The sequence below is a fragment of the Vibrio vulnificus CMCP6 genome (genome assembly GCF_000039765.1).
Taxonomy (GTDB): Bacteria; Pseudomonadota; Gammaproteobacteria; order Enterobacterales; family Vibrionaceae; genus Vibrio; species Vibrio vulnificus_B.
The window spans coordinates 371,958-385,515 of record NC_004459.3; the positions used below are offsets into that span (position 1 = coordinate 371,958).

10 protein-coding genes are annotated in these 13,558 nt (G+C 36.0%); 6 read left to right on the top strand and 4 right to left on the bottom strand.

The genetic code is table 11. The annotated features are described in order from the left end of the window. Positions 1-225 precede the first annotated feature (225 nt). From VV1_RS01875 to VV1_RS25055, 4 genes are read left to right on the top strand one after another with little or no spacing between them, the layout of a single operon-like run. The gene (locus VV1_RS01875) at positions 226-888 is read left to right on the top strand and encodes a hypothetical protein (protein WP_011078486.1); all 663 of its coding nucleotides are present in this window, start codon (positions 226-228) and stop codon (positions 886-888) included. Continuing rightward, positions 889-1,431, top strand: coding sequence for an ImmA/IrrE family metallo-endopeptidase (locus VV1_RS01880; RefSeq protein ID WP_011078487.1), 543 nt, complete (start codon positions 889-891; stop codon positions 1,429-1,431). Then, the gene (locus VV1_RS25050) at positions 1,428-2,114 is read left to right on the top strand and encodes a beta family protein (protein WP_250698502.1); all 687 of its coding nucleotides are present in this window, start codon (positions 1,428-1,430) and stop codon (positions 2,112-2,114) included. Before VV1_RS01880 ends, VV1_RS25050 begins: the two co-directional genes overlap by 4 nt. Next, positions 2,077-2,502, top strand: coding sequence for a beta family protein (locus tag VV1_RS25055; protein ID WP_011078489.1), 426 nt, complete (start codon positions 2,077-2,079; stop codon positions 2,500-2,502). Before VV1_RS25050 ends, VV1_RS25055 begins: the two co-directional genes overlap by 38 nt. Here the strand turns inward: VV1_RS25055 and VV1_RS01890 are convergent. From VV1_RS01890 to VV1_RS01900, 3 genes are all read right to left on the bottom strand, one after another. Then, positions 2,482-3,105, bottom strand: a complete 624-nt coding sequence (locus VV1_RS01890; protein WP_011078490.1) for a sce7726 family protein — start codon at positions 3,103-3,105, stop codon at positions 2,482-2,484. The two genes, VV1_RS25055 and VV1_RS01890, sit on opposite strands and share 21 nt — an antisense overlap. Before the next feature lie 577 nt (positions 3,106-3,682). Continuing rightward, complete coding sequence (locus VV1_RS01895) at positions 3,683-6,244, bottom strand: AAA-like domain-containing protein (RefSeq protein WP_011078491.1); 2,562 nt, start codon at positions 6,242-6,244, stop codon at positions 3,683-3,685. Continuing rightward, positions 6,241-7,764 (bottom strand): ATP-binding protein, encoded by a 1,524-nt coding sequence (locus VV1_RS01900; protein WP_011078492.1) that lies wholly within the window; start codon positions 7,762-7,764, stop codon positions 6,241-6,243. Before VV1_RS01900 ends, VV1_RS01895 begins: the two co-directional genes overlap by 4 nt. A 2,265-nt stretch (positions 7,765-10,029) precedes the next feature. On the opposite strand from VV1_RS01900, the gene VV1_RS01905 reads away from it, so the two are divergent. Then, complete coding sequence (locus VV1_RS01905) at positions 10,030-10,740, top strand: hypothetical protein (protein ID WP_011078493.1); 711 nt, start codon at positions 10,030-10,032, stop codon at positions 10,738-10,740. A 592-nt stretch (positions 10,741-11,332) separates the two neighbouring features. Here the strand turns inward: VV1_RS01905 and VV1_RS01910 are convergent. Next, positions 11,333-13,171 (bottom strand): hypothetical protein, encoded by a 1,839-nt coding sequence (locus tag VV1_RS01910; RefSeq protein WP_011078494.1) that lies wholly within the window; start codon positions 13,169-13,171, stop codon positions 11,333-11,335. Between the two features lie 147 nt (positions 13,172-13,318). Here VV1_RS01910 and VV1_RS25515 point away from each other — a divergent pair, with 147 nt between their 5' ends. After that, entirely contained in the window at positions 13,319-13,549 is a 231-nt protein-coding gene (locus VV1_RS25515; protein WP_043920907.1) for a ParE family toxin-like protein, read from the top strand. Positions 13,550-13,558: the final 9 nt, after the last annotated feature.

Sequence of the window (13,558 nt, forward strand, 5' to 3'; positions counted from 1 at the left end):
TTGGACAGAAATGAGTTTTGGAAAATCAAACATTAGCAAATGACTAATAACTTCAGGTATGACAAATAGCTAAACATGATAGAAAAACTGCCACCAAAAAGCAAAAGACAAGACCTGACCCTATTGGTTTTTACTCTGGAATATGCAACCACATTGAGTTAAATTATTTTATATGAATCAGATGTATAGTAAGCTACAAAAAATTACAACAGATAAAACGGAAGCATGTCAGAGAATACCCCCGCTAGTCCTAGCATCTACAAGGCAATCTTTTTTGTAAGCTTAATCACATGCTCACTTTTTTGCATTGTGCTACTGGCGCTACTCGTATGTTTACCTTCCCCATCACTGCTATCTTACCTTGGCTATGCCGACTCAGTTGCACTTGCTAATGCTGATAATATCAACGATCCATTCACATCCCACATTATTGGTGAATTAGTCAAGAGTGGGACATTAATCAGCCTTAAAGATGTCTGGTCATTTCAAACTGGCTTTTATCAAACAATAATCACCGTCCTTATAGCTATTAACGGTTTGATCGCTGCAATATCCGTGATTTACATCAAAAGCACATCAGAAGAAAAAGCTGAAGAAATCACAAAAAAATATATGCATAGTGATACGTTCAATCACGTACTCAATACAAAAGTCGAGAATGAAGCAGAATCACGGCTTCGAGTTGTGCAAAGCGATCTAAATGCTACTGCTAGTGATTTTGAAAGGTCATTAGGAACTGTCGATGAAGCTCTAGAACGATTGCAACTTTTAGAAACAGAAAACCAAAGCCTACGCCAACAAATAAAGGTCATTTCGGAACGTGTAGCTCAGTTAGATATATCCGAATCTGAAGGCAAAGAATCCCTACTTGTCAAAAAGGAACAATAGATGGCATTCGTTAGAAAATCTGGTAGAAAAACTCAAACAACTACAGAATTTGAAGATTTGTCTACACCTGAACATCTAATAGCACTTGCTGAAGACAAGGGCTTAGAAACTGACCCTGTCAATGTATCTGAATTAGCCAAACATCTAGGGATTACCGTTAGATACGAGCCAATGCAAGATGAAGAATCAGGCTCGCTTAAAAAGGAGAAAAAGTCAGGTAGTTGGGTAATGACCGTTAATTCATTACACCATCCGCATAGGCAAAGGTTTACAATAGCCCACGAAATTGCACATCGAATTCGTCATGCTGCTAACAATGATTGCTTTGAAGATACAACTTTCTTTAGAAATGGGGAAACAAACTGGATGGAAGCTGAGGCCAATGATTTTGCAGCCTCACTATTGATGCCTAAAGATGCTTTCGATAATTTCATAGCCAACGTATCATCAAAGGTTGAAGATGTTGCTATGCACTTCCAAGTATCTTCTCATGCAGTTCGAATTAGAGCCAAAGTTCTTGGTTATGACGGACATAATCTATGAGTGAATTTGTCTATTTCCCGATCATAAAAACTAGAGATGGCGAACTCCGCTGTTTTGAACACATCAATGATGATGATTTTTCAAAGATTTTGCCAATTTACGAACTAACCAAATCGAGAAAAACAAAAAAAGCACCTGATGGTGATATATATCGCCGTATGAAGCAAATTGCTGAAATTCAGAAGAAGCGACCATTTATACTTGATTTGAGTACAAACGAAAAATATATCAACCCTCAGATTGAGCAATTGTTATCAGAACACAACGGCTTTAAAGAGTGGCAGTATTTTCTGTTTGATCTACATTGCGACTTAAACATCATCCCGATGGTTCACTTGTATGAAGATGATGACGGTAAGTTCGAAGACGTTGAAGAATTCGTAAGAAGTGCTTCTGCAAGAACTAATTGTCTTGCGGTTAGATTGCCATATGACTTAAGTGACGAAGAAGTTGAATATTATTTAACCCCTATAACAAGAAACCTGAACGAAAATTGTAAACTCTACGTAATTCTAGATGCTGAATTCGTAAGAAAGAAAGCCATTAATGATGTAGTTGATACTTTCCTTGAAGCATGCTCGGGTACGGAGTCTTTCGCTGATAAAATAGAAGACGTTGTAATGCTCTGCTCTAGTTTCCCATCGAATGTTGCTCAAACTGGTGGCGAAGCATATTGCAGGTGAGTTTAGAATCTGTGAAGAAGATATCTATCAGGGTATTAGTGAAGAGTTCCCAATCAAATATGGCGACTACGTTTCAATTAACACCGAACAAATTGAAATGAAAGGCGGTACTTTTGTACCTAGGATTGATATTGCATCTTTAGACGGAAAATCGTTCACCTATAAAAGATACCGTCGAAACAATGGTGGGTATGTTAGAGCCGCAGAGCACACCGTCAGAGATACAACATCATATAAGCCGCTTGGAGTGTGGGCTGATGAAGAGATCCAAGCAGCAGCAAATGATAATCCATCAGGTATTAGCCCTGCATTTTGGATATCAGTTCGCATGAACTACTACATTAAAAGTCGAATTTTACTCAGAGAATCAGACGATTCTTCGTTTTAGTAATGACGGAGCTTTCTTTGTAATTGTGTATATGTCATCCGACGTCAAATGAAGGGTGGTTTCTTGTTTCAACAGTTTTGAAGCTACCCCATATCTTTCATTAAAATCGTTTCTTGATAACTGTCTTAATGACTCTAACGTATTGTTTTTTGATACGTAGTCGCATAATTCGTGCTTCGATCTTAAATTGCTTCCTTTCGATAGAGCACTCAACTTTTGCACACTTAACGCACTGGCTAACACTCTTTTATCGTGTCGTTTGAACTGTTTTGATTGGCGAACATGAGTAATTTTGCCATTTTCGACCAGAAAGATGCCAACATCTCTTGAAATCGTTGCTCGTACTTCAGCCAGATTGCTTGGTTCACACACAACAAAGCAAAAATCAAAAAACTTTTTATAACTTTCAATTTGATAATTCAACCTAGATACAGTGTCACGAGCACCTTTTATTTCAAAGGCAGTTAAGTAGCCATCATCCAGCAATGCTAGATCCGCTCGTCTTTCACCAAATTGAAATGAAAATTCAGAACCAACAACAAAATTTTCATACTTTTCTAGAAAGTACCTTACTATTAGTTTTTTAATTTCTAGCTCTGTCATCTATGCCACTTTAACTGTATATACAAACAGCATTATCGTATATCACTAGCCTATCAGCAAGCATATTGTTGACACCTTTTTTATTGTTATTTCTCCCGAACTTCGAGGTCAGGTCTTGTCTTTTGACTCTTATTACTTTTTGTATATCAAAGTTGACTGAGTATCATTGTGTGATTTGAAGGCGTAACTAATTTTGGGGCATTTTCGTGTTTCATGCCCTGTAGCACACTCTTGGACAGATACGTGTTTCGGGTAATCGAATATTAGCAATTCACGAATAACTATAAGTATGGAAAGTGCTTTAGTTCAGTATCCAGTATGGATGGTGTATATCACCGCCGCTGGGTGAAGCAAAAAAATTAAACAAACAATCGGGTGGATATCTGTTGACGGCGCATCAACGAGTTGACATGGTCGAGAGTTGTAGACGGTATTGAAACGAGAACAAATAGACATTGAAGGTGACACTGCCTTTGAGCGATTCTAAGCACTCGCAGGATAATTGTACCTAGAGGATAGGTCTGCCGCGTCTTTCACTATATTTGCGACAGACCCCATCTAACGACTTAAAATATCACTAAATGATGCGGCATTTGCCATTTTCTAAGTCGTTTATGAATTTTTTGTACTTACCAACTTCGGTAGTATCATTTTCAATGTATAGAACGGAAATTAACTCATTTCTTTTATATTTTCGTTCATGAATCACCTGTTTAATAGGTGTATTTTTAATTATGATACCTTTAACGTTTTTTCGTATATTGTCTACTTCTTTCATATTAAGCCTAGCATGAGCAACGTTCTCAACGGTTATTTTATCTAGTAGATTATCGAGTTCTTTAGCTAGTGATACCTTTTTATCAGTATTTTTTGAACGAATCATTCTAATGTACATTATTCTTATAAGAATGACCTTAGTTGAGGTTGATGAGAGAACATCTAGGCTATGAACTAAGTCTGATAGCGATATTGCTTGTTCATCTTTACCTTCATCATATAGTCTTATTATTTCACGTTCAAAAATCTCAGCATCGATTATTTCTGGTGTTGAGCTATAATTTTGAATACCTTGAAAGTATAAAGACCTTGCTTCTTCATTCTGTGGTTCCAAATATGTAGAAAACTTATTGCACAAAAATTCAAATTCAGGGTCTATAATTTCTCTATCTAATGATTTAATAAAGTTTAACGTAGATATCCACCTTTCCTTTTTAGACTTATTTTGTAAATCAAGCACAAGACACATGATTAAGTTGTGGAAAAAGTCAATATTTAGTGATTCTGATTGTTCAATTATTTTTTGTATACATTTTAGATATTCCAAAAATCTATCATCATCAAGACATTGAGATAGGTTTATAAAAGATTTTATATGAGTGTCTTTCAATAGGTATGGGTTGGAATTTTTATTGGAAGTGTGGATTTTTTCACTCTCATTAACCTTTAGGAATATAGAATCCCAAAATAAATCACAGTCTTCATCTTTTTCATATCGCATAATAGAAGGAACTATAACATCCAGTCCAACAGCATACTGACATGCACTATCTATATGCCGTTCAGAATTCATATTATCTAGCTCTTGAAGAATCATACTTGCAATATATAATACTTCCATAATTGAATTCTTTATATCAATTAAAGGTTCATTTTCAACTGATATAGATAATTCTTGAATTATTGATTTACAAAGTCGTATTATTTCATCGGTATGATTATTATTAGACTTTAACAGAGCTAGACAATAATCTACTGTTGCTCGATACTTCAATGAATCTAGCTCTTCGCCACTAACTAAAATTGATAGCTCTTCGATAGCTGGCTCTATAGAGTTTGTTTTAAAAAAACTAAACCCAAGCATCCAAGAAACTTCTCTTTGATCTATTTTTTCTACGTCTTTTAATAACTTGCAATACTTAATAGTATCAGTATATTTAGCATTAAATAGCGTACAAGCAGCTAGCTTGTAACGAATAAAATCCAACATTTCATCGTTGATTTCAGACTCAATTAATGTCAGAAACTGCTTTTCAGCGGCTATATATTCTTTTTTATTGAATAGTTCTAGTGTTGAGTCAATAGATACATAACTATTTAGACTTAGACTACTTAACCAGGTTTCAGATAGACTTGCTTCAACTACTCTATTTTTAAATGCTACAGATTCGTCAGCTTCAGATGGAGCAGCAATGCCCGCTAAATATAACTTAGACCTTATGTGATCGGATACTGGTTTATTGTAGTGCATTGAAAATAAACCACTTTGTAAATCTTTATCAGCAGATGCAAGAACTCTTATATGATCTATTGGTGGTCGATCATAATTTGAAAGATATAGGTCTTTTATTACAGAGTTAATTGAATCAACATCAATATTTATACCAGCTTTTACCTTGTCTTCTATAGTAGATAAAACTTCCCATGACATTCTAGGATTCCCCTGAATCCAATAATAAATACGCTCAATGACAATATCGTTCAGTTCTAATTTTGACTTCTCGACAAATAAACGAAACTCGCTAAGGCTAAAATCAGTTAAGAATATTTTCTGACCAATGTTAAATGGTGATATAGATTTATCTTTTATTATCTCACTTGGTTCGGCAACACCAGATATTACATATGTTAAACGCTTTAACTCTGGGAAGTTTACTCGCTCGAAATATACACTTCTAATATGTGCGAATATTTTATCAGAGTAATCTGATGAAGTAAGGGAATCAATTTCATCAAGGTTGATAATTAGTTTTCCAGAAATTTTATTTAGTATCTTTCTTATTTCAAATCCATGTTCTTTATGTGATGGTATTTTTCTGTTGTTTCTTCTGTTTTCTATTTCTTCTTCTATATCTTCCAATTTCTCATAGTTAGATTCAATGATTGTGTCTATTATACTTCTAAAACACTCTCTTGCTGTATCAAAACGATTAGATAGATCTATATAAGCAAAGATATCATTCTCAGTTTCAAGTTTTCTTTTTGTATGGATTAATAAATTTGTTTTACCCATTTGTCTAGATACTAGTATGTATCCAGGTCTCCCCATATCATTGACTATTTGCTCAATCTGCCTATCTGCGTCTCGTTCTATATATAATTCTCTAGGAATTATTGTTTCTGATATTAATTTTTTAGTCATGATCTAGCCTTTAAAATGTCTAATGACTCACGATAGTGGCTTTTTAACTTCCTAGGTGAACCTTCTATAAGTTCAATATCAACATTAGGTAGGTTATCAATATTCAAGTGTCTGTTTATTATATTGTCTAATTCAATTAGATCTTCTTTATTCCAGTAACCAAGAGAGAATATACTAAAGTTGTCTGATATCTTTTCAAACTCCGTTCCAACTAGAGAGTCAGGCTCAAATATAGAAGATAATACTAGTTTGAAATTTTTAATTTCTTTTAATTTTACCAATATAGAATAGATGCATTGCGAAAATTCTTTAAACGCACAATGATCACTGATTGGTATTTCCTCAATGAATAAAACAAAACTATCAGATTTACATTTGTCTCGTATGATTAACTCTATATTATTTAAAATTACAGATATTCGTTCAGACTCATTGATTATGACATTTTCATCGAGATCGTAGGCAATACTTGTAAACATTTGTTGAATGTTTTCATTTATAGATGTACCTAAAGAAATATATTGAAAGTCAACTCCGTTTTTGAATAACAGTCTTTGAATAATAGCAGTTTTTCCAACACCAGATGGGCCACAAATCCATAGTCCTGATAATCTGAATTTATTTAAAACTATTTGGTCTACATCTCTATGTAGGTAGAAATTTTCTTGATTAGGGGTATATAAATCGAAAAGGACATCTTCCTTGGAGTCATCTGTTTTTGCTGATGAACTTGTTAACTTTATTTTGCAGAAGTCATTTCTTTCAATAAAACCCCAGAGTGCTTTGTGTGATTGGCTATCTTCATTTTCTGGCTTTACGATAGATGAATGATCTGTTCCTGCTATAAGTTTAGCTTTACCAAAGTAGCGTGCGGCTGACTCCTTGGATACAACTCGGTGTTTTGAATGATTTAACAAGGTCAAATGAAAAGGAGACCTATTTTCATAGCACTCTAAACCGACAATATCAAGCTTAGATGATTGCAATAACTCTTTAAATCTACCATCAAGATCATCTAATAATGCACTTCCCCAAGCTAGTTCTTGAGCTAGTTGGTTTTTGAATCGTTTTGCAATCCAACCGAAGCTAGATGCCATCCGTGAGCCAAAAGAAGGAGATGCATATAGTGCCAATCCAATTTTCTTTCCAACAAATTTGTCTGATTTTGACTCTAAAATATACCTTGCAATTATTCCACCAGTACTGTGAGTTACGAAAATGATATTACTTTTACTTAGAGCTGGACTTCTCATGTGTTTGTCGGTTTGGCTAATGTGATCCCAAACTTCGTCTGAGCAGTTTTGAACTCCATAATCATTTGAGTCTATTGATGTATAAAAGTTGGCTAGAAATATATCAATTCCATTAAATCTAGGATCGCTTGCGATTAAGTCAGGCCAGTAGCGCTGATTCTTATCGTTGAACCAGCATTTTTTACTACTAGAAAATAATCCATGGATAAATATTATGACAGTGTTACTGTTTGAGTACCTTAACCAACCATTTTCTTGGACGTTCAAAATATGCCTTAAAGCTTTGATTTTTAATTATGATACAGCGCTCGCATCAATAAAATCAATAAACAGTGTCAGTCCTGTTTAACAATTCTTAAATTTCATTATTTAAGGAAAAATGCGTTAGGTCATCAAGATTCCACTCTAATCGCTCTATGTAGGGCTGTAACACCCCTGTCAAAATCCTTACCATATCTATCAAAAACAATTGAGCCATTCTCACGCCCAACATTGCCCTGTACAAAGCAGCTCTCAACGGTGGAGTCTTGCTTTAAGTAGCTGATAAAATTATGTAAAAAAAATAAAAGTCATGCCCCTTGTCAAAACTAAGATTTGATTTAAATAGAGCAAACCAATTCGAAGCGTTACCACCTAATCCATTTGTTTTCTGCATAGAGTAGTTCTGGGAAAATTCCCTCTTCATTTGATGCCACATAATCTAAAAAGCCTAATTCGATTAGCTTTGAATGGATTGGGACTAAACGTCTAGCTGAATCATTTTCTAGTCTCTGGCCTTCAAGAGTGTCAGAGAAGCTAAGACAGCAAATATTGTCGTCTTTTTGTATGTCTGTACAGTGATGCTGTGCTAGCTTATTGAGTCTTGCACCAGAGAGTTCTCTCTGAAATTAGATTTTATAGTCTTTATTATTGCAGGTAAGTAGATAAGTACTCGACAAGTAAACTGAAGGTTTTCGGAATCTCTTTTGCGCCCCCTAAGATAAAGATACTTTTAACCGTCGATTTCGAATAACTTTTTGTAGGGCAATTGCACATTAACAAGATATTAATGAGTAATAGCACTAAGCAGAAATGGGGCAAAGGTGTGTTTGCTATGATCGGCATGCTTTGCGAAATTAAGTGGCACTGATTTGAGATTAACTACCCCATTCCCACGCATGGGAATCAGTCAGAATCGGCATACTCAATGAAACCGAGAGTCGCTGATGTGAAGTTGACTCCCCCATTCCCATGCATGGGAATCAACCTAGATCGGCATCGTCAGTGGAAACCTGTGCCGCTGATGTGAAGTTGACTACTCCATTCCCACGTATGGGAACCAACCTAGATCGTTATGGTCAACGAAATCCAGTGCCGCTGATTTGAAGTTGGCTACTCCATTCCCACGCATGGGAATCAGTCAGAATCGGCAGGTCAATAAAATCGAGAGCCGCTGATGTGAAGTTGACTACCCTATTCCCACGCATGGGAATCAGTCAGAATCGACAGGTCAATGAAATCGAGAGCCGCTGATGTGAAGTTGACTCCCCCATTCCCATGCATGGGAATCAACCTAGATCGGCATCGTCAGTGGAAACCTGTGCCGCTGATGTGAAGTTGACTACTCCATTCCCACGTATGGGAATCAACCTAGATCGTTATGGTCAACGAAATCCAGTGCCGCTGATTTGAAGTTGGCTACTCCATTCCCACGCATGGGAATCAGTCAGAATCGGCAGGTCAATAAAATCGAGAGCCGCTGATGTGAAGTTGACTACCCTATTCCCACGCATGGGAATCAACCTAGATCGGTATCGTCAGTGAAAACCAGTGCCACTGATTTGAGTTAGTTACTCTATTCCCACGCATGGGAATCAGTCAGAATCGACAGGTCAATGAAATCGAGAGCCGCTGATGTGAAGTTGACTCCCCCATTCCCATGCATGGGAATCAACCTAGATCGGCATCGTCAGTGAAAACCAGTGCCACTGATTTGAAGTTGGCTACTCCATTCCCACGCATGGGAATCAGTCAGAATCGGCAGGTCAATGAAATCGAGAGTCGCTGATGTGAAGTTGACTACCCCATTCCCACGCATGGGAATCAGCCATGTTCGGCATACTCAATGAAATCCAGTGCCGCTGATGTGAAGTTGACTCCCCCATTCTCACGCATGGGAATCAACCTAGATCGTTATGGTTAACGAAATCAAGTGCCGCTGATTTGAAGTTAGCTGCTCTATTCCCACGTATGGGATTGCTTTATTCTAGGTTATTCATATTACTGTTGCGCTGTAAAAGCCTACACCTTTAAATTCAACTCGAATGTAAACTGTAAATTATAGATAAAAAGTAACACCACTACCTTTCATTAAATTATTATTCAATATAACACATTACATTATTGCCACATGGCAAAGAAATATATCATTAAAACAAATCAACAATAGCCCCTCACTACCACACTAAAAACAAGAAACATAAAGCATTAAAACTTGAAAGACTTAGATAGATAAGCTATAAAATAAAAACCAACTCATAAATACTTATAATCATGAACAATAAAGTTAAAGATATCATTGATAATATATTAAAAAACATTTTCAACCATTTAGCGACAAGAAATTCATTCACTCTTTACTACAATGAAGTTTTTCAAGAGTTAGAAATATCACTTGCTCAAGATATACCTAACCCCAACATCTCTTATCCCGCAATTAACTCAATATACTTAACAGAACACTGGCAAAACAAAGGAGTTTTGAACTATTTAGTAGAGCGGTTACTTGAGCTAGAGTGGGTAAATGGTGTTGCAATTCAATCAATAACCAACCCAATTTTAGGAATGAGCTTGCTACACAACCCCAAATGGATTCCGATTATAAATACTAACCAGTTTCATCGGCTGGATCGAATTATCCCGCTCGTGAGAGATAATAAAGAATACTACGATTTATTTTTACAAACATTCGAAAAGAAAAGGCCTGCATTCAGTACATTAGATCTATCTATACTAAAAGAAAGTTATATAAGAGTTACTAGTAGAAAAGAAACAGACATACCGTATCTAACAGATGACCAACTATGTGGATTCGCTCCAGAATATGATGGTACTTCGCTAATAAAACTACCAGAGTGTCATTATAATAATTATAAAAATCAAATCACAGCATTAGCTGAAAATCACGGTATATCAGCGCATCACTACATCGGTATGTCTAAATTTTTTGATAGTTTTATAACTTTAAAAAACCCACGTAGTTAAACTATGTTATAAAAAAGTAAAAACGAATAAAACTCACCTTATTTAAGGCATTAACATTTCGTATAAGTAACGCAATATCAGTTGAGATCACTTCCGATTTTAGGAATGGCAATTACAGCTAGCTAGTTCATTCCCATGCATGGGAATGGCTTATTCAATATGTGTCGGTTTGTATGTGCGAAACAGAGCCAAAACCTAAACATTAACCCGAAACAGAAACTTAAGGTCACTAGGACTGTAACTTCCTTCTAGCGCACGGCTCAGAAACAGTATTCACAAGCCTATGTTTAGAAAACAAACAGCCCCAATGAGGCTGTTTGTCATCTAAGGAGATAACATTGTAAGACCTAAGCGATGGCTAGAGCTGAAGAAGCCTTGAAAGATTGCTCTGTCAGTTCTGCCCCCAAGTTACTTAGAGTAGATGCTCTTTACTCAACCTATAAATACTTAGTGACCGACGTTTTCTAATGTAAGATTTTAAATTTAATTCGGTCACCGATAAGCCTAAATGGGCCACAAAAGCAAGGCCTGATTTTGTCTTGTTTGTTACCACTCCTTGGGAGTATCTTAGCGGTGGATTGGAACTCTTATGCTACTTGTTCAGGATAAAAACTGGCAAACCATCAGAACCAATATAACTTTTTTCACCAGCCCGCCTTGCTTTGATCGATCTTTTCGATGCAGCATTATCTTTTTCATATTCTTTAGGGCTTAATACTTTCAGTGCTTTCTTTTTTATGCCATCTGTTAAACGAAGATACTTATCAACACTAGGTGGAACAATCGCATTGCCATCTTTAAGTTTCACACCAAATATCTCTATGTAAAATTCAATATCTCGTAATACTTCATATACTGACGAGCGATCTACCCTCCAAAAGCGGTTAGGTTTAGTTAGCACTTTCGCCTTTGTCTTATCAAACTTGCCGTTATGGTATGAGTCGATAAATTCTTCTAACTGAAAATCCATGTGCCAAAATGGGAGTATTAACTTACCCGACCAATCAGACACGTGTAGGCTTTCAATCAACCGCATATTGTACACTTTAATTGAATATGCAATTAGCTGACTATCTTCATTGAAACGATTGATATCAATGAGCGTCTTTGTTCTTCGATCAAAAGGCGTAGAGAATGGTGGCAAAACAACAAAATCTCCAAAAGAACTCAAACAATTTCTAATTGCAGCAATGAGTTTCGTCATTTTATTGTGTTGGACGGTTTGTAAGCACACTAATGAGATAGCCAATACTATGCAAGACAAAACAAGTAATTGCTGAGATGAAGAGGAACTTTTTCTAACCTTTTCAATAAAGTTAATAAATTCCTGTCGTGCTCGTTCATGAGCATTAGATATTATAATTCCGTAGGTATTGTCATCAACATGCTTACTTTTATCAATAACACTTTGTAATAGTGTAGGGTCAAAACCTTCAAAATCAGCCATGTGCTCATGCAATATCAACAAGATATACTCAAAGCCATTATTAGCTGCAACCGTAGGAAAACCTCCGACTAACTCATTGATAGCATGTATATTTTTCAAGGTGTGTTGGCTGGTTTCTTTTACCAAGTTAGATTCTAGATAATTAAACACCTCAATAAGTGAATCAGAAGCGTCAGTTTCAGTACCCGTTTCAAAATTATCTTGTATCTTTTCAAAGGAAAGAAGGAAATTGTCCATTTTTAGCATTACTTCATCAGCATCAGAAATAGTCAACTCTTCAAAATCAATGCCTTTTATAGCTTTTCTTAATACACCGCCAGCCTTAACCACTGATCTAATCTGGGGAAGTAATTTAGCATTTTCACGACCAACTAAATCAGCTTGAAACTTTTCAAGCAAATTTTTATTTAACTCGTCACAATATGAAATTGATTTCCATCCCTTATTCGAGGCCAGATCGCTTTTTATATCTCCACTGACTCCCCTTGGAAGCACTAGAGCCAGTTTTTGGCGAATGAATGATTCAACATCACAGCTTTTAGATTTTGTAGCTTTTCTTACATCATCGCTTCCTTGCAAGATCTCAATCAACCAAGTCCTCATAGTAGACAATGGCGATTCTCTATCAATCCTACCTTCTAGTTTGCCTATTGCTGAAATTGCGTATGGTATGCACCAATAACTGATGAATATCGCCCTATTTTTCTGTTGATTAGCTTCATCCCTAGCTAAAGGGCCTAGTAGCAAATTAAGTTCCTGCATTGCTCCTAAAAGCGTCCCTATCGTTTGATCTATGTATAACCATATGTCGGGATCATCTGAAGATAAAGCAGAAGTTATAAGAACGCATTTTTCTTTGAATATCTCATTTTGACTCTCAAATTCTGAGCGACTATCAATAGCAATCTTTTTGTTTTTACTAAGCTTCAGATCCAGTAACTCGAACACAAAGTCAACAGTCTGAGCAGTATTTGGAATCAACATAATGGCGTCCCAACCCTCTGATTAAATTAGATTATCATCTTGCACCTCTTAAGCTTCATTTTCAAATAAAGCTGGCTCGAATAAAACTGGGGGTATAAAAAAATTCGCTCTTACATACACTAACCCTAGATGATGAAGGAGAGTGAAATGCAACTTTACAACAATATTGATTTCGGAACTGGTGTCCCAAACCATGTAGTAAAAAAAGCATCAGAAATCTTGTCATCATCGGTCATGGAAAAACGGTATCCCAGAAAAATTAAGACAAGATTTGGTATCAAATTTGTATTTAATGTAGGGGCTAGATACCGACTACTTTCCACTGACAAACAAAATTGGAAGCTCTTAACACATGAGACTTACAACAGATACTCATAACCAACGATC